At 65.7% G+C, this 17,265-nt stretch carries 18 protein-coding genes; 12 read left to right on the plus strand and 6 right to left on the minus strand.

From position 1 onward, the window contains the following. Position 1: 1 nt before the first annotated feature. From XH84_RS04065 to XH84_RS04075, 3 genes are all read left to right on the plus strand, one after another. Positions 2–607 carry a CGNR zinc finger domain-containing protein gene (locus XH84_RS04065; RefSeq protein ID WP_128917125.1) on the plus strand — a complete coding sequence of 202 codons (606 nt, stop codon included), beginning with the start codon at positions 2–4 and terminating at the stop codon, positions 605–607. Positions 608–689: 82 nt separating this feature from the next. Continuing rightward, positions 690–1,346 carry a pyroglutamyl-peptidase I gene (locus XH84_RS04070; protein WP_128917124.1) on the plus strand — a complete coding sequence of 219 codons (657 nt, stop codon included), beginning with the start codon at positions 690–692 and terminating at the stop codon, positions 1,344–1,346. A gap of 229 nt (positions 1,347–1,575) precedes the next feature. Further along, a complete protein-coding gene (locus XH84_RS04075; protein WP_128917123.1) occupies positions 1,576–2,946 on the plus strand; it encodes a TIGR03808 family TAT-translocated repetitive protein in 1,371 nt (456 codons plus the stop codon). 127 nt (positions 2,947–3,073) lie between these two features. On the opposite strand, the gene XH84_RS04080 is transcribed toward XH84_RS04075, so the two are convergent. The 4 genes from XH84_RS04080 to XH84_RS04095 all read right to left on the minus strand — a co-directional run bounded on the left by XH84_RS04080 (position 3,074) and on the right by XH84_RS04095 (position 7,415). Further along, positions 3,074–3,796: a TIGR03809 family protein gene (locus XH84_RS04080; RefSeq protein WP_164935931.1), complete on the minus strand. Its 723-nt coding sequence runs from the start codon at positions 3,794–3,796 to the stop codon at positions 3,074–3,076. 625 nt (positions 3,797–4,421) lie between these two features. Beyond that, positions 4,422–6,137 (minus strand): S8 family serine peptidase, encoded by a 1,716-nt coding sequence (locus XH84_RS04085; RefSeq protein ID WP_128917121.1) that lies wholly within the window; start codon positions 6,135–6,137, stop codon positions 4,422–4,424. A 16-nt stretch (positions 6,138–6,153) separates the two neighbouring features. After that, on the minus strand, positions 6,154–6,849 hold the full coding sequence (locus tag XH84_RS04090; RefSeq protein WP_128917120.1) for a hypothetical protein: 696 nt from the start codon (positions 6,847–6,849) through the stop codon (positions 6,154–6,156). Then, the gene (locus XH84_RS04095; RefSeq protein ID WP_164935930.1) at positions 6,846–7,415 is read right to left on the minus strand and encodes a sigma-70 family RNA polymerase sigma factor; all 570 of its coding nucleotides are present in this window, start codon (positions 7,413–7,415) and stop codon (positions 6,846–6,848) included. The genes XH84_RS04090 and XH84_RS04095 overlap by 4 nt, the downstream gene beginning before the upstream one ends. A 442-nt stretch (positions 7,416–7,857) precedes the next feature. Here XH84_RS04095 and XH84_RS04100 point away from each other — a divergent pair, with 442 nt between their 5' ends. Then, positions 7,858–9,015, plus strand: coding sequence for a GGDEF domain-containing protein (locus XH84_RS04100; RefSeq protein WP_128917119.1), 1,158 nt, complete (start codon positions 7,858–7,860; stop codon positions 9,013–9,015). Positions 9,016–9,078: 63 nt separating this feature from the next. Continuing rightward, positions 9,079–10,179 (plus strand): DUF2336 domain-containing protein, encoded by a 1,101-nt coding sequence (locus tag XH84_RS04105; RefSeq protein WP_128917118.1) that lies wholly within the window; start codon positions 9,079–9,081, stop codon positions 10,177–10,179. A gap of 10 nt (positions 10,180–10,189) precedes the next feature. Here the strand turns inward: XH84_RS04105 and XH84_RS04110 are convergent, their stop codons facing one another. Together XH84_RS04110 and XH84_RS04115 are read right to left on the minus strand one after the other, a co-directional pair. Continuing rightward, positions 10,190–10,828 (minus strand): NrsF family protein, encoded by a 639-nt coding sequence (locus XH84_RS04110; protein ID WP_128917117.1) that lies wholly within the window; start codon positions 10,826–10,828, stop codon positions 10,190–10,192. Between the two features lie 2 nt (positions 10,829–10,830). Beyond that, positions 10,831–11,376: a sigma-70 family RNA polymerase sigma factor gene (locus XH84_RS04115; protein WP_128917116.1), complete on the minus strand. Its 546-nt coding sequence runs from the start codon at positions 11,374–11,376 to the stop codon at positions 10,831–10,833. 291 nt (positions 11,377–11,667) lie between these two features. Between XH84_RS04115 and XH84_RS04120 the strand changes: the two genes are divergently transcribed. The 7 genes from XH84_RS04120 to XH84_RS04150 all read left to right on the plus strand — a co-directional run bounded on the left by XH84_RS04120 (position 11,668) and on the right by XH84_RS04150 (position 17,262). Beyond that, positions 11,668–12,333, plus strand: coding sequence for a hypothetical protein (locus XH84_RS04120; RefSeq protein ID WP_128917115.1), 666 nt, complete (start codon positions 11,668–11,670; stop codon positions 12,331–12,333). A 148-nt stretch (positions 12,334–12,481) separates the two neighbouring features. Next, on the plus strand, positions 12,482–13,261 hold the full coding sequence (locus XH84_RS04125; protein ID WP_128917114.1) for an enoyl-CoA hydratase: 780 nt from the start codon (positions 12,482–12,484) through the stop codon (positions 13,259–13,261). A gap of 186 nt (positions 13,262–13,447) precedes the next feature. Continuing rightward, on the plus strand, positions 13,448–14,878 hold the full coding sequence (locus XH84_RS04130; protein WP_128917113.1) for a TolC family outer membrane protein: 1,431 nt from the start codon (positions 13,448–13,450) through the stop codon (positions 14,876–14,878). 101 nt (positions 14,879–14,979) lie between these two features. Further along, a complete protein-coding gene (locus XH84_RS04135) occupies positions 14,980–15,270 on the plus strand; it encodes a type II toxin-antitoxin system RelE/ParE family toxin (RefSeq protein ID WP_128917194.1) in 291 nt (96 codons plus the stop codon). Further along, positions 15,270–15,620: an addiction module antidote protein gene (locus tag XH84_RS04140; protein WP_128917112.1), complete on the plus strand. Its 351-nt coding sequence runs from the start codon at positions 15,270–15,272 to the stop codon at positions 15,618–15,620. The genes XH84_RS04135 and XH84_RS04140 overlap by 1 nt, the downstream gene beginning before the upstream one ends. Before the next feature lie 70 nt (positions 15,621–15,690). Further along, positions 15,691–16,248 (plus strand): P-loop NTPase family protein, encoded by a 558-nt coding sequence (locus XH84_RS04145; RefSeq protein ID WP_128917111.1) that lies wholly within the window; start codon positions 15,691–15,693, stop codon positions 16,246–16,248. A gap of 51 nt (positions 16,249–16,299) precedes the next feature. Further along, the gene (locus XH84_RS04150) at positions 16,300–17,262 is read left to right on the plus strand and encodes an amidohydrolase family protein (protein ID WP_128917110.1); all 963 of its coding nucleotides are present in this window, start codon (positions 16,300–16,302) and stop codon (positions 17,260–17,262) included. Positions 17,263–17,265 lie beyond the last annotated feature (3 nt).

Below are 17,265 nucleotides of genomic sequence, written 5' to 3' on the forward strand. Positions count from 1 at the left end.
CATGTCGAAGGAATCGCGCAAGTTCCATGTGCCGGACGCGCTGGCGAATCTCTACGATTTCGCCAACACGCTGGATTTGCGGCACTTCACCCATCGCGGCGTCCAGCATCAGCAGACGGACGAGCTGCAAAATCTTGCCGCGCTCGACGAATGGATGCGCCAGCGTGGGCTGGCCGAACGTGCCGCTGCGCCATCGCAGAAGACCTTCGAGGCGGCCTTGCGACTGCGCGCCGCGATTCGCGACTACCTCAAATGCGAGCCGGCGGAGCGCCGTCGCAAACCAGCCGTCATCGCCCCGCTCAACGCTGCGATGAAGCCTTTTGCACTGCATGTCGCCGCCATCGGCAAGGATGGTTTTGCACTCCGGCCGGTGATGAGCGATGCGCAAGCGGGCCTGTCGGCGATCGTCGCCGAATTGTACGACGCGGCCTTGGCCGGCACGCTCGATCGGCTGAAGATGTGCGCCGCCGACGAGTGCCAGCGGGTGTTCTTCGATCGCTCGAAGCCCGGCACGCGGCGCTGGTGCCAATCCACCTTGTGCGGCAACCGGGAAAAGACGCGGACCTATCGAGAGCGCCACAGGCGCGATAACACATCGGAGATCTGACGACCCGCGAGCTTGGAAGAAGGCTGGTCCCGGTGTTTACTGGATGCCGGCGTCCCCGACAGGATCGAGAGGATCACATCGATTGTCCGACAAGCTTCGCGTTCTCATTACCGGCTTCGGGCCGTTTCCCGGCGCACCTCATAATCCGACCCAGCCGCTGGTGGCGCGGCTCGCGCAACTGCGTCGTCCGGCGCTCGATGATGTCGCGGTCTCCAGCCACATCTTCCCGGTCACCTATGCCGCGGTCGACCGCCAATTGCCTGATGTGCTCGCGAAGGTGAAGCCGGATGCGCTCTTGATGTTCGGCCTCGCTGCGCGCACGCCTTACCTGCGCATCGAGACCCGCGCGCGCAACGCCGTCACCATGCTCTGGCCCGATGCCGCCAACACGCGCTCGAGCAAGCGCGGCATCGCCGGCCATGCCGACGCCATGACATTCGGTCCGCATACGGCAAGGCTGCTGCGCGCCGCGCGCCTCACCGGCATCGATGCACGATCCTCGCGCGATGCCGGCGCCTATCTCTGCAACTATTTGAGCTGGCGCGCGATCGAGAACGTAAAGGCAGGTGGTCCGCAGCTTGCCGCGTTCATCCACATCCCCCTGCTTGCGCGCAGCGGCGCCGTGCGCCGCAAGGGCGCAGCCCTGATCACGCTGGAGGAGCTGGTGGACGCCGGGGAGGCGATGCTGATGGAGATGGTGCAGTTGGCACGGAAGGCGCGGAACACGCAGGTTTCGTAGGGTGGATTAGCGCAGCGTAATCCACCCTCTTGGCTCAACGAGCACCGTCGTCGCGGCGAGATGGTGGATTACGCCTGGCGGACTGCGCTTTGCGCAGCCGCGAGGCTAATCCACCCTACAGCACCTCCTTGCGGTAAACACTTAACCCTACCGCGAACAATCCTCACGGCACCTGCCGCCCTGCGCTACCTAGGCCTCGCGGACTCCCGCGTCCGCCGGAGGACGCGTCATGGACCTCAATCGCCGTCACCTCATCGGAGCCTCCACCGCCGGCATCGCCGGTGCGCTGGCCATGCCGGCCGACGCCGCGCGCGCGGCGCCGCTGATGTCCCTGCTCGGCCGCGACGCTACGCAATACGGCGTGCGGCCCGGCAGCAGCGAAGATCAGAGCCGCGCGCTGCAACGTGCGATCGATGAGGCGGCGCGGGCGCAGATGCCGCTGGCGTTACCGCCCGGCGTCTACCGCAGCGGGCTGCTGCGGCTGCCGAAGGGCGCACAGCTGATCGGCGTGCGCGGAGCGACGAAGCTTCTCTTCACCGGCGGGACCTCGGCGATCCAGAGCGACGGCTCTGACGCGATCGGCCTCACCGGTATCATCTTCGACGGCGGCAGCATTCCACTGCCGGCACGGCGCGGCTTGGTCCACCTGCTCGGCGGACGCGACGTCCGCATTGCCGATTGCGAGATCACGAATTCGGGCGGCAGCGGCATCTGGCTCGAGCAGGTGTCCGGCGAGATCTCCGGCAATATCTTCACTGACATCGCGGTGACGGCGGTTGTGTCTTTCGATGCCAAAGGCCTCAACGTCTGCCGCAACACGATTGTCGGCACCAACGACAACGGCATCGAGATCCTGCGCACCGCGATCGGTGACGACGGCACGCTGGTCACTGATAACCGCATCGAGAACATCAAGGCCGGTCCCGGCGGCTCCGGCCAATACGGCAACGCCATCAATGCCTTTCGTGCCGGCAACGTGATCGTGCACGGCAATCGCATCAGGAATTGTGATTACTCCGCCGTGCGCGGCAACTCCGCTTCGAACATCCACATCACCGGCAACAGCGTCAGCGACGTGCGCGAGGTCGCGCTCTACTCGGAGTTCGCGTTCGAAGCCGCCGTGATCGCCAACAACATTGTCGATGGCGCCGCCGTCGGCGTCTCCGTCTGCAATTTCAACGAAGGCGGCCGCATCGCGGTGGTCCAGGGCAACATCATCCGCAATCTGATCCCGAAGCGCCCGATCGGCACCGCGCCGGATGATGATGCCGGCGTCGGCATCTACATCGAGGCGGACACTTCGGTGACCGGCAATGTGATTGAGAACGCGCCGTCCTACGGCATCGTCGCCGGCTGGAGCAAATATCTGCGCGACGTCGCGATCACGGGCAACGTGATCCGCAAGGCCTTCGCGGGTGTGGGCGTCTCCGTCGTGCCGGGCGCCGGCATCGCGCTGGTCAACAACAACATGATCTCGGACACCCCGCGCGGCGCCGTCGTCGGCCTCGATCACGCCCGTGCCGTGACCTCGGATCTGTCGGCAGACGGCGCGCAGCGATTTGCGCAGGTGGTGCTCGGCGGGAATGCGGTGCGAAGGTAGGCGCGGCTGCCAGCCGGGCCGCGCATCCTTCGAGGCTCGCCATGGGACGCCTCGCGTCCCATGCCTCGCGCCTCAGGATGACGGGGGCGAAGGATATGGCTCCGGTCCTCTGCCCTCACCTGCGGCGTTAGAACGCGTTCCTGAGCAGCGGGTACTTGGCTTCCAGGCCGTCGAGGCTAAAGGTGAATTCGACGACGCGCTCGGGGGCTGCGACGATCTCCTCGGCCGGCGGGGCGAATTGCGGCAGGAGCGCCGCCATCGCAGCAGGCGCAGTCTTCGGCGGCTTCGCGGCAGGCACCGCGAGCGGCGGCTTCACGTCCGGCGCGGTGAATTGAGCCATTGCGGCGGGCGCGGCGAGCGGCGGCCTCACGGCAGGTGCTGCGAGCGGTGCCCTCGCCGCGGGAGCCCTAAGCGGCGGCATCTCGGCAGGCGCGGTAAACGACGCCAAAGCTGCGGGTGCGGCGAGCGGCGCGAGCGGGGCTTCGGTGATTTCGGCAAGGACGTCCGGCTTCGAATCGAGCCTGACCGGCACGGCCGTCTCGGGGGCGATGTGGACGGCCTTCGGCTGCATGCTCTGCGCTTGCTGCTCACGCGGAAATACGCGGGGCATGGTCGCCGGCGACCAACCGAATGCCGGCGTCACGCTCGCCGCCGCCTCGGCGACGTCCCCACCGGTCGCGAGCGCGCGCCAGGTCTGGACGGCGCGCTTGGCTTCCTGGATGTTTTCGAGGAATGCGATCTCGGTGTGATAGCGGCGCCAGCGGCCGGTCTCGAACATTTCGGAGAGATGTTGCAGCCGCTGCTCGGCGAGGGCGCACCAGCGCGCCGCGACGTCGCGGCCAACAGCCACGGCACGACCAGACGCGCAGTCAGATTCTTGGCGATGTGTCATGAACCAGCCCGTCAGGAGAAAACACGGACGCGGGGACGCAACGCACACGAATCAATTTAGACGCGACATGAATATTTTGTGGAAAAGTTTTGACTTGTCCAGCAACGGCACCGCGTTCGTCGTCAAACACCGTAGTCGTGCGGAGATTTGCTGTGATTTCGAGTCAAGCTTCGCACAAGCATAGCGGGCTTGCGGCTTGCTGCACGAGCGACGGCCATCGTTGCCGGCGCGACCTTTCAACCGAAAGCTGAACGCGCGCGAAATTCAAAGAATCGGACGCCCAGAGCATCGGTTCCGGTTGAATCAGAACCCATGCTCTGGATTCTCGCTTTGACGCGTTTTCTTCACGCGAACCGGAATCTACGTCGCTCAAAAACGCTCTGAAAAGAGAAGACCCGTCCGGGGGGACAACCGGACGGGTCAAGCCATATGGGCGCTTGGGGTGGATGGGCGCTCGCGCCTGATATGACTGATGGGGAGGGATAACCGCTCCCACATAATTTGGTCGTGGCAGGGAGCTGAACGTTCAACGCGGCATTCGCTTTTTTGACCTTCGATCTCGCGCGCGTCTTTGACGCAGCCGCTATCGCGCCGCCGGCCTATCCGCCTGAGAAACCGTGGATTTATCATCCGCGCTCGACAGCGAGGGTTGTTCGATCGCGCGGCTGCCGGGCTCATCGCGACGCTTGGCGGTATCTTCACGTTTTGTTGTACCGGACGCCGCCGCGACCGGCGTCGCGCTGTCAGCGGGAACGGCCGTGACCGCGGCAAACGCGTCGGTCTGGCCGTCGCCGAACAACTCGTCACGCCCAGGAGAGCCGAGATCGCGCGCCGTCTTCGCCAGCGTCATGCGCAGCGCTTCCGGCTTCAAGGTGTAATTGCGCTCGAGCAGCAACGCCGCGACGCCGGAGACATAGGCGGCCGAGAACGATGTTCCCGACGTCATCTGGTATTTGCCGTCCGGCGCCGGCACGAAGATGTCGACCCCGGGCGCTGCGACGGCGATGTAATTGCCGCGATTGGACGCGGCGAACAGCCGGTCCTGCTGGTCGGTCGCGCTGACCGCGATCACGTTCGGATTGGCGGCCGGATAGAGCGGCGGCGATTTCGCGCCGGCGTTGCCGGCGGCCGCAATCAGCACGAGGCCGCGCGCGGCGGTGGCCGCGATGGCGCGCTCGATCACCGCGTCCTTTGGACCGGCAAAGCTCATATTGACGATCTGCGCGCCGTGCTCGGCGGCGTAATTCAGCGAGCGCAGGATGATGTAGGACGAGCTTTCGGCGCCGCCATTGGCACCACCGAAGGCACGGATCGCGATGATGCGCGCCTCGGGCGCGCTACCCATCAGCCGGGCATGCGCCACGATCGCGCCGGCGATCCCGGTGCCGTGGATGTGCGGCCCCTCGGCGCTGCCAAGCGCATCGAAATTGTCGGCGACGGAATCGGCAAGCTCGGGATGCCTGGCGTCGATGCCGGAGTCGATCACGGCAACCGTGACGTTGGCGCCGCGCGCCAGCGTGTGCGCCTGCGGCAGGCGGAGCTTGGCCAAGGCATATTGCGCGGGATCGCCCTCGCTCGGGATCGTCGATTTCTGGTCCTGGAGCACATAACGGAAGTTCGGCTGGACCGAGCGCACACTGCCGTCGGCCGAAAATTCGCGCCGCACCGTCTCGTACGGTCGGCCATCGGTGATGCGGAACAGACCGAACGTGGCCCCGATCAGCGGGAAATTCTCCGAAGAGACGCGCGTCAAGCCGTGCCGGCGGGCAAGCGCGTCGGCATCGCCGGGCGACAGCGTGCCATCGATCTCCGCCACGAATTCGTTGGCGAAGCTGCGCAGATTGGCGGCGGCCGGCGTGGCGTCGCCCCGGCCCTTGCCAGCGCTCTTCTTGCCGGATTTGGCTGAGCCATTGCCGCCTGTGTTCGGCTGCGCCAGGCATTCTCCATCGGCATCGCGATAGGGTGCGGTGCAGGCCGGATACAGGTTCGGCGAGTAGCGCGCATAGGGCAGCACCGTCGTGGTCGGCCGGATGCGCGAGGTCGTGGTGTGGGGAATCGTCGCGATCGTCCGTGGGCCGCGATCGACGCTGACGGCGCGCGCGGCGATATTGGGACTGACCCGTGGGGTGATGTTCGTAGAGATGGTCGGCGTTCGCGAGGGCACGCTGATCGTGGGCGTGCGCATGATCGCCTGCGCCTGCGCAACCTCGACGCCGAGACAGGCGGCGATCAGAAGCGCGGCGCCGACCGATGAAGCGTAGGCCCCGGCGCGCACCCTGCTCTCGGATTTGCCAATCATCGGCTCAGCGGCGCGCCTAGGGCGCCGCGACGGCAAGGTTGACGAACTTCTCGCGCTGCATCTTGCCGAGCAGCGAAGCGAGCTCGTCCTGGCTCATGGCTTTGTCGAACTGGAGACGGAACATGCCGCCCTTGGCTCCGTCGATGATCGAGGCGTGGTAGCTGTCGAGCAGCCCTGTGATGTCGGAAATGCGCGCCTCTGGCGTGAAGCGCACCAATGCGCGCGCTGGCGCGGCGGTGCTGCCAAGCTCGCGCGTGATCGGCGTGCCGGTCGAGAGCGAGGCGGTCTGGAAGGTCGCGGGCTGGTTCTTCATCAGCACGGCGCCGATGATTCCGGCCTGCAGCACGAGCGCGACGGCGCCAAGGCTCGCCGACCACGCCAGCGTGCGCGGCGACAGGCTCGCGAAGAAGGTCGAGATGCGCGCTGACAGCGGCAGCGAGCCGCTTCCCCGCGCCGGCTCGGCGTCAATCGCGGCGAACAGCTTCTGCATCGCGCGTGCCGACGGAGCCCCTAAGCTCTCGTTCAAATGAATGGTCTCTTCATATTCGCCGCGGATCGCGGCATATTGCTTGGCAAGCCCGGGATCGCGCGCCAGCGCTTCCTCGACACGGCGCGCATCGCGCGCGTTCAGCGTGCCGGCAGCGTGCCAGGGCAGCAGCAGTTCAATTTCACTGGGCTCTTGCTCCAGCATCTTCTTGCTCAAAGCCATCATGGCCAGCCTCGCTCAACGCCGGCTGCCTTCAGCAGTTCGGCCAATTTCTTGCGCGCATAGAACAAGCGCGTCTTCACAGTGTTCTCCGGTATCCCGACGATTTCGGCCACCTCTTCCACGGACTTCTCGTGGTAGTAGACGAGATCGACGATTTCCCGGTGTTCCGGCGAGAGGCCCGTCAAACACCCCCGCAACGTTGCACTGGTATCCTTCTTCTGCACCACCGTTTCCGGATCGTCGGCCGTATCCTCGATCGCGTTCGCGGCGTCTTCGTCCAGTTCAAAATCCTTTCTGCGCCGGAGCGCAGACAGGGCCTTGAATCGGGTGATTGCCAGCAGCCAGGTGGAAACTGCGGATCGGCCCTCAAACTTGCCGGCCTGACGCCAGACGTCGAGAAACACCTCGCTGATGAGGTCTTCCGCCGCCTGCTCGTCCCGGACGAGCCTGAGCCCGAACCTGTAAACCCTGACGTGGTGCCGCCCGTACAGCACCTGCATGGCGAGCCGGTCACCCTGAGCGATCCTGGCGATTAGGACCTCGTCCGAAGCCGACTGTGTCACGCTCAAAGGCCATCTCGCAAAGTTGGTCGGGTCGGCGCAGCGGACGGTTCGACGGGTGGTGCAAAATTGTTCAACTTACCGCAGTCGGACGGGCGCCTGTGTGATCCACCCCACATACGCGCTTTTTTCTCGTCCCGCACGCGGCTGTCGGCCGCCACAATCCAGATTGGTAACATAATACTGAGATACTTCCCTGCGGAATGCCTGTCCGGCACAGGCGGCCCCGGCCTCATCCGGTTCCATAGCAGCGTTGCACGACATATGTCTCGCCAAGCCCAACTTAGGCTCGATCGCATCGCAAACCGATGCCTGATCGCCGGCAAAATTTCTCCTGCCAGCCCATTACCTTGTTCCGTGCTGCACGGTTCGGATTCGGTTTCAAAAGGATACCAAACCTAAAGGCTTGCCACGTAGATTTTTACGCTGACATCCACCTGTTGGCGGGACCATGAGCACGGCCGCGACGTCCTTTCCCGAGAGGAATGCCGCTGAGGTCGCGGATATCGTCCTCGCGCCCGAGGCTGCGGCCCCCGACGTCCTGGCGCGCCGCGCCCGGCAGCGCCGCCAGATGTATATCGGCCAGGTGGCAAGCTATTCGCTGGGCGCCTCGGTCCTGCTGCTCTACGCCTATGGCGGCACGGTCGACATGGCCGTTCCGTCGCTGTTCTGGCTCGGCGGCCTGCTGATCATTGGGACGTTCACCGTGCTGTCGGAAGCCGGCTTCGGCGACCGGTTCGAGGATCACTACCTCACCGTGTTCCAGATCTCGACGCATATGGCGCTGCAACTGGTGTTCCTGCTCGCCGTGCCGACTGTCGGGGTCGCTTTCCTCGCCGTGCTGTTTCTGATCTTCGCGTTTGGCACGCTGCGCATGACCTCGCGCCAGGCGATGGTCACCTGGGGCCTGGCCACCTGTGGGCTGGCCTTGGTCTTCCTGGGCTCGGACCTGCCGATCGGACTGCCGGTTGCGACCCGCCTGGAGCGAACCGCCTCGATGCTCTGCTTCGTGTTGGTGATCGGCCAGTGCGCCTTTCTCGGCCTGTTCGGCGCCACCCTGCGCAAGATCCTGTACCGGCGCAGCATCGAGCTGAAGGCCGCCTATCAGCGCATCGAGGAACTGGCCGAGCTCGACGAACTCACTGGCTCCTACAACCGCCGCTGCATCATGCGCCTTCTCGACGTCCAGATCGAAAAAGCGCGAAAGGCGTCGGCTCCTTTCGCGATCGCGCTGATCGATCTCGACTGGTTCAAGCGCATCAACGACGCCCACGGCCATCCCGTCGGCGACGAGGTGCTGCGCACCTTCGCGATCACCATTTTCGCCAATATCCGCCCGGCGGACTGCTTCGGCCGCTACGGCGGCGAGGAATTCCTGCTGCTGCTGCCGGACACGTCAGACGAGGCCGCGCAGCGCATGCTCGAGCGCTTGCGCAGCATCGTCGCCGATCTCGACTGGAACGCATTCTCTCCGGGCATGCACGTGACCATTTCTGCGGGCGTCGTGACGCTGCGCGATGCCGATACTGCCGACACCTTTCTCGCGCGCGCCGACCGTGCGCTCTATGCCGCCAAGGCGCAAGGGCGCAACCGCATTGCAACGAGCTGACCAATCCATTTTTTTCCGGTGCGACAGAAGCCGCCGCCGGACCGAACGCTCCAGGACAGGGCAATGAGATCCAAATCCGCAAAATCATCGAACCTGCTCGAGGAATTGCAGACCGCCCTGTCGCACGGCACCGTCGCGCGCCGGGTCGAGGCGCTGCGCCGCGTCACCGATCTCTTCGTGGGCAACGCGGTGGACTATTCGGACGACCACATCCGCGTGTTCGACGACGTCTTCCAGTGCCTGGTCGAACGGATCGAGACGTCGGCCAGGGCGCTGCTCGCCGACCGCCTTGCTCCGATCGCGGCCGCGCCGCCGAAAATCATCCGCATGCTCGCGCTCGACGAGGTCATCGAGGTCTCCGGGCCCGTGCTGTCGAAATCGGAACGGCTGGACGAGACGACCTTGATCGAGATCGCGCGCACCAGGGGCCAGGCGCATCTCAAGGCGATCTCGCTTCGGCGCGTACTGTCGGAAGCGCTGACCGACGTGCTGGTGACGCGCGGCGACGTGGACGTGGTGCAGTCGACCGTCAAGAATCCGGGCGCGCGGCTCTCCGAGGGAAGCCTCACCGACCTCGTCACGCGCGCCGAACGCGACGACGACCTCGCCACCTGCATCGGCCTGCGGCCGGACCTGCCGCGCCCTCACTATTTGAAGCTGGTTGCGAAGGCGTCCTTGAGCGTGCGCAGGAAGCTCGAGGCGGCGCATCCGGAGCTCGCGGAAGAGGTGTCGAGCGTGGTCCAGGAAGTGGCCCAGAGGGTCCGCGCCACCGCCATGACGAAGCAGACCGAGATGGCGCGCGCGCTGGTGAAATCGCTGCACGAGGACGGCCGCCTCAACGAATTCCAGGTCACCACATTCGCCGAGCAGGGCAAGTTCGACGAGACCAATGCGGGGCTCGCCGCGCTCGCGGGCGTCGCGGTCGAGACCGCCGAGACCATGATGATCGAAAGCCGCACCGAGGGCGTGATGATCCTCGCCAAGGTCGCGGGCATGTCCTGGCCGAGCGTGCGCGCCATCATCGCCATGCGCGAGAAGCTCTCGGGCGGCTCGCAGACCGACGTGCTGGCGCTGCGCGATGTTTACGAGGCGCTGCGCTCGTCGACCGCGCAGCAGGTGCTGCGCTTCCACCGCATGCAGCAGAGCACGATTCCGGCGGCGTGAGGCTGGCTCGTTAGTAGCGCAGGACTTTGGATCCGACCGCCGCGCCGATCGCCGTCACCAGCGCGGTCGCGAGCGTGTACCAGGTCGCGACGAACAGGGGTGAATCGTCGGTGCAGTGCGAGGCGTAGAGCGTCGCGGCCAAGCCGGCCGACACCAGGCCGGCGAGCGCACCGGCCAACGCGGGGCGCGAGGGTGCACCATGTCGCAGGCCGAACAGCGCACCTGCAAGCAGCGGCAGCGACATCGCAGGGATAGCGAGCAGGCACACCCTGGAATTCTTGCCCATCAGCCGCATCGTCATCGGCATCGCCGGCGCCATCATCGCCTCGCTGCCGATCGCAACCGCAAGCAGCCCGACCGGAAGCAGCAGCAGCCAGCCCCAGCCGCGCATCAAGGCTTCGGGACGCGACAGATGCAGGCTGACGATGATCGCGGGGATCGCGAGCGACAATGTGACCGCGAACTTCATGTCGAAGAACGGGTTGCGCATGGCGGTCATCACGTCCGGCCGCACGCCGAGGAAGGTCGCGAAAATCAGGATCGACAAGGGCGCGGCCACCAGCAGCGCCATGGTCAGCATGGCCCCGACGCGCGGCACGCGGTGAGCGTTGTCGGCTGCGAGCGAGCGGATCAGTTGGTCGGTATCCATGACTAGTGGTCCCGCAATTTGGCAGTCAGTGCCGCAAGTCCGCGATGCAGTGCGACCCGCACCGCGCCTTCGCTCATCGAAAGCTTCGACGCCGTATCCTTGATCGAGGCGCTCTCGACCGCGATCGACTGCAGCACGTCGCGCTGGCGCTGCGGCAGCGTGCCCAGTTGCGCTGCGACCTCGCCCGCAGAGGCTGTCTCCTGCGCAGCTTCGCCCGGCAGCGTCTCGGCGAAATCGTCAATGTTGACGAAGACGCGCCTTCCGCGTCGCCTGAGCGCATCGATCAGCTTGTTGCGGGCGATCGCGAACAGCCAGGGTGCGAAGGGGGCTTCGCTGTCCCAGGTGTGCCGCTTCAGGTGCACCGCCAACAATATCTCCTGCACGATATCCTCGGCCTGGTCGGGAGGTTGCCCGGCCCGCGCCAGGCCACGCCTCGCCGCGGCGCGCAGCACCGGTGTGACCGCCTTCAACAAGCGATGATACGCCGCATCATCGCCTGCCATGGCCGACCGCATCAGGCCGGTCCATTCGTCCTCACGTCCGCGCACGCGCGCCCCTCACCATGCAATTCGGCCGTTCGTTCAATTTGTTACGCGGACAGCACCAGATCACGAATTCGTGATCCATGCCCGGACCTCGCCACCGATACGGCCGTCAACTCTGCGACGGCTCATAACACCGATCGGCTCATCCCGCACCCGGCGGCCGACGGTGCGGGAGGCGATTTGCCCCGTTTTTGCCCGGTGGTGCCCGAAGATTCCCATTTTCTGCCCCGCTGTCGTCACGCCCCAGGGTCTCTGTTCGTTCCGGGGGCGGGCGGAATTGGGGAGATCATCACCATGATGAAAGCCAGCGGGCGCGCGGCCCTGATTGCTCTGGCCGGGCTTTTGTTGCTGTTCGGAGGCCTTGCACAGGCGGCCCCAAGCTCAGCAACAACTAAATCGGACAGCGCGGGCAAGCAGGCCGACGCGGCCAAGCCGAGCAAGCACCGGCGCCACGAGTCACGCCGCACCAGCGACAGCAAGACGGCACAGAAATCGGACGACAAGGCCGACGCCCCGGCAAAGGCCGACGAGGCCAAGTCCGACAGCAAGGCGGCCGACAACGACGCGTCGCCATCGAGCCAGATGCCGCCTGCGGTTGCCAATGCCAATGCGCAGCTCGCCGCCACCGGCACGCCGACTGCGGCGGCGGCCTCCGCGATGACGGACCGCGCCAACGACAATGTCCAGGCGGCGGCCGATAATACCAACGCCGCGAACGCCGAGAGCCAGGTCGTCGCACCCGATCAGCTCAACGATATCGATCGCGCGCTGCAACAGGACAACCCGTCGGCGCAGAAGGCGGTGATTGCCGCAACCGAGGCCCAGCCCCGGCCGGCGCCGGTGATGGCAAGCAGCCAGCAGAGCTCCGCCTGGGACCAGAGCTCCCTGATCGGCAAGATCTTCATCGGCGTCGGCACGCTGCTGACGCTGGCGTCCGCCGCGCGCATGTTCATGGCGTGATTGCCGGCCCGATCCTGGTCTGAATTCTTGGCCTGAGACACCTCTCCGGAACGCGCGTCTCGCTGCGTGTTCCGGCGGCCTTTAGCCCCCTTGAAGGCATCCGCGCCAGCGGGCACATTGCCCGCCTAATCAAACGCGTGGGTGAAGCATGAGCACGTTCGAACACATCATCGTCGAAAGCAAAGGCGCGGTCGGCATCATCAAGCTGAACCGGCCGAAGATGCTCAACGCGCTCTCCTTCGGTGTCTTCCGCGAGATCGCAGCGGCCGTCGACGATCTCGAGGCCGACGACGCCATCGGCTGCATCATCGTGACCGGCAGCGAAAAGGCTTTTGCCGCCGGCGCCGACATCAAGGAGATGCAGCCGAAGGGCTTCATCGACATGTTCTCCGAGGATTTTGCCGCGATCGGCGGCGACCGCATCGCTCGTTGCCGCAAGCCGACGATTGCGGCGGTTGCCGGTTATGCGCTCGGCGGCGGCTGCGAGCTCGCCATGATGTGCGACATCATCATCGCCGCCGACACCGCAAAGTTCGGCCAGCCCGAGATCACGCTCGGCACCATTCCCGGCATCGGCGGTACCCAGCGCCTGACGCGCGCGATCGGCAAGTCCAAGGCAATGGACCTGTGCCTCACCGGTCGCATGATGGATGCGGCGGAAGCCGAGCGCTCAGGCCTCGTCAGCCGCATCGTGCCCGCTGACAAGCTGATGGACGAGGTGATGGCGGCGGCCGAGAAGATCGCCGCGATGTCGCGCCCTGCCGCCGCGATGGCCAAGGAAGCGGTGAACCGCGCCTTTGAGACCACGCTCGCCGAGGGCATGAGCGTCGAGCGCAACCTGTTCCACGCGACCTTCGCGCTGGAGGACCGCTCCGAGGGCATGGCGGCGTTCATCGAGAAGCGCAAACCGGTGAACAAGAACCGGTAATCTCGGCAAACGGTCAGGCTGGTGTAAGGCTCGGCTGCGTTCCCGCAAAACCCTGTGACGAAGCTGCAACAAGCACGGATTTCATGGGGGTTTTCCCCGCGGCAGTTTGCCTGCGGGACCTCGGCTGGTTAAACAGTTAAGAGGCCACCGTCGGCGGGGGCGGACAGCCGGATTAAGCGGGATTACATGATTGGGCGTGCCGCCAGAGCTGGTCGCGGGATGATGCGGCATCGATCGGGCGCCGGTCCCGTGCTTGCGACATGGACCACGCTGGCGCTCTGTTGCGCCCTGCCCTCCGCCGCCTGGGCCGAAGCCCTGCCGGAAGCGCTGGCCAAGGCCTACCAGACCAATCCGCAGCTCAATGCCGAACGTGCGCGACAACGCGCTACGGACGAGAACGTGCCGCAGGCCCTCGCCGGTTACCGGCCGCAGATCGTGGCGAGCCTCAGCGCCGGCCTGCAAACGGTTCGCAATCTTCTGCCCGACAACACGATCCAGACCGGCAACCTGAAGCCCTGGATCATCGGCGTCACCGTGACGCAGACCCTGTTCAACGGCTTCCGCACCGCCAACAACGTCCGGGCCGCCGAACTCCAGGTGCAATCGGGGCGCGAGGCGCTGCGCAATGTCGGCCAGGGCGTGCTGCTCGACGCGGTCACCGCTTATACCAACGTGCTCGCCAACCAGTCACTGGTCGAGGCGCAGCGTTCCAACGTCGCTTTCCTGCGCGAGACGCTCGCGGTCACCCAGCGCCGCCTCAACGCCGGCGACGTCACGCCGACCGACAGCGCGCAGGCCGAGGCGCGCCTCAATCGCGGCCTTGCCGATCTCAACGCCGCCGAAGTCGCACTTGCCGTCAGCCAGGCAACCTATGCGCAAGTGATCGGCAACTCACCGTCGCAGCTTCGGCCCGCCGAGGTCGTCGACCGCTATCTGCCGAAGAGCCGCGAAGACGCCATGACCATGGCGATCCGCCAGCATCCGGCGGTGATGGCCGCCAGCTTCGACGTCGATGTCGCCTCCACCAACATCCGCGTCGCCGAAGGCGCGCTGCTGCCGAGCGCCACCATCCAGGGCAGCGCCAGCAAGAGCCGCAACAACGACCCGACGCTCGGCACCTTCGCCGAGGACCAGGCCTCGATCGTCGCCAACGTCACCGCGCCGATCTATGACGGCGGCCAGGCCGCTGCACAGACCCGGCAGGCCAAGGAGATGACGGCGCAAAGCCGGCTCGTGCTCGACCAGGTGCGCAATCAGGCGCGCACGGCGGCGGTCAGCGCCTGGGTTGCCAATGAGGGCGCCAAGGTCGCGGTATCCGCCTCGGAGTCCGAGGTGAAAGCCGCAACCGTCGCGCTGCAGGGCGTGCAGCGCGAGGCCGCCGGCGGACAGCGCACGACGGTAGACGTGCTGAACTCGCAGGCCGATTTGATCCAGGCCAAGGCCCGCCTGATCGGCGCGCTGCGCGACCGCGTCATCGCCTCCTACACGCTGCTCAGCGCCACCGGCCATCTCGACGTCAAGACCTTGAGTCTGAACACGCCGGACTATCTGCCCGAGGTGCACTACCAACAGGTCCGCGACGCCTGGCACGGCCTACGCACGCCGTCAGGGCAGTAGGCGTCCGCGACGCATCGCTTCCCAGCGCCATGGACCGCCCGCCGTCTCGTGCACGCTAGCCTCTTTGACATTCTGTAGCCCACGGGCTACAGTTGCGTCTTATAATGGAGGTGAGGCAAACCCAGTATTTTTCGGAGTGGCTGAACCGGCTCAAGGACGCCAGCGCGGTTGCCCGGATCACCGTCCGCATTCGCCGCATGGAAATGGGCAATCCCGGCGACAGCAAGAGCGTCGGTCGCAACATCCGGGAAATGCGCATCGACTACGGCCCGGGCTACCGGATCTATTATGTGCAGCGCGGAACGCAGATCGTGATCCTGCTATGTGGTGGCGACAAGCGCACGCAGCCACAAGACATCAAGCTGGCCCAGCAACTCGCGGAGACATTGTGATGCCGAAGGGAGCAAGAACAAGAGTCAAAACGGCATCCGGAACAACGCGCTTCGACGCCGCCGACTATCTCAACTCCGAGGAGCGTCAGGCGGCCTATATCGCGGCCGCACTGGAGACCGGCGATGCCGATTTCGTGCGCGACGCGCTCGGCCTCGTCGCGCGTGCGCGCGGCATGAGTGCGATCGCGAAGAAAGCCGGTTTGAACCGCGAGAGCCTGTACAAGGCCCTCGGTGAGACTGGAAATCCCGAATTCGGCACAATCATGCGCATTGTCGCAGCGTTGGGTCTGACATTGTCGGCCCAACCCGCGACAAGCGGACGGACCTCAAAGCGCCGCCGCGCTGCGTAAGGGAGCACGGCGCCCTGGAACGCCGCAATCGCCATCACCGGCCGCCGGCCATTCAGGTCAGGGGGTGCCCATGAAAAGCCGCCGCATCCATCTAATGGGAGCTTCGGGCTCCGGCGTGACGACGCTCGGTCGCGCGCTTGCCGGCCGGCTTGCGCTGCCGCACCACGACAGCGACGACTATTTCTGGCTTCCAACCGTGCCGCCCTACCAGACGACGCGCCCGGCCGCGGATCGGCTGCGCCTGATGCGCGAGATGTTCCTGCCGCGGCACGACTGGGTATTGAGTGGAACCGCCACCGGTTGGGGCGACGAGCTCGTCGCGCATTTCGACCTCGTCGTCTTCGTCGTCGCGCCGCGCGAATTACGGTTGAAGCGTTTGCGGGCCCGCGAGGCCGCGCATTTCGGTGCTGATGCTGTCGCGCCCGGCGGCTGGCGTCACGAAGAGACCGAAGCCTTCATCGAATGGGCCGCGCATTACGAGGCCGGTGACCGCGACGGCCGCAGCCTCGCAAAGCACGAGGCCTGGGTCGCCGGCTTGCGCTGCCCGGCCGTGCGCGTTGACGGCTCACGTCCACTTGCGGACCTCGTTGAGCAGCTATGCAGCGAAGTGCAGCTGTTGCCGGGCTGATGTGATACCGTCCCGGCATCATCTTCACATAACGAAGCAGGGAGAGAAACCATGCTCAGCCGACGCGGCGTCCTCTTCGCCTCCCTTGCCGCCGGAGCAGCCATGACCAGCAAAGCCCACGCGCGTGCAGCGCAGCCCGCGACGCCGATCAATTTCGAGGTCCCGGCGCATGCCTGCGACTGCCACACCCACATCCATGGCGACGTCGAAAAGTTTCCGTTCTTCGCAGGGCGCGTCTATACGCCGGAGCCGGCAAGCCCTGAAGAAATGGCCGCGTTGCACAAGGCGCTGCATATCGAGCGCGTGGTGATCGTCACCCCGAGTGTCTACGGCACCGACAATTCCTCCACCCTGTTCGGCATGAAGGCGCGCGGGGCGACCGCGCGCGGGGTCGCCGTGATCGACGACAAGACCACCGAGGCGCAGCTCGACACGATGCAGCAGGAGGGCTTCCGCGGCATCCGCCTCAATCTGGCGACGGGCGGCGTCAACGACCCCAATGTCGGCCGGCCACGCTTCACCGCTGCGGTCGAGCGCATGAAGGCGCGCGGCTGGCACGTGCAACTCTACACCACGCTGGCCATGATCTCGGCGATCAAGGACCTCGTCGAGACCGCGCCGGTGGCCGTCGTATTCGACCATTTCGGCGGCCTCGAGGCTTCGCTCGGGCTTGAGCAGCCGGGATTTGCCGACCTGGTCGCGCTCGTCAAATCCGGCAAGGCCTATGTGAAGATCTCCGGCGCCTATCGTTCGTCGAAGCTCGCACCCGACTATCAGGACATGGTGCCCTACGCGCAGGCGCTGATCGCGGCAAATGCGGACCGAATCGTCTGGGGCACCGACTGGCCACATCCGGATTCCAGCCACGTCGAGGGACGCAAGCCCACCGACATCGCGCCGCTCTACCAGATCGACGACGGCCGTTTGCTCAACCAGCTTCCGGTGTGGGCACCGGATGCCGACGTGCGCAAGAAGATCCTGGTCGACAATCCGGCGCGGCTCTACGGATTTTGACGC

The organism is Bradyrhizobium nanningense, assembly GCF_004114535.1.
GTDB lineage: Bacteria > Pseudomonadota > Alphaproteobacteria > Rhizobiales > Xanthobacteraceae > Bradyrhizobium > Bradyrhizobium nanningense.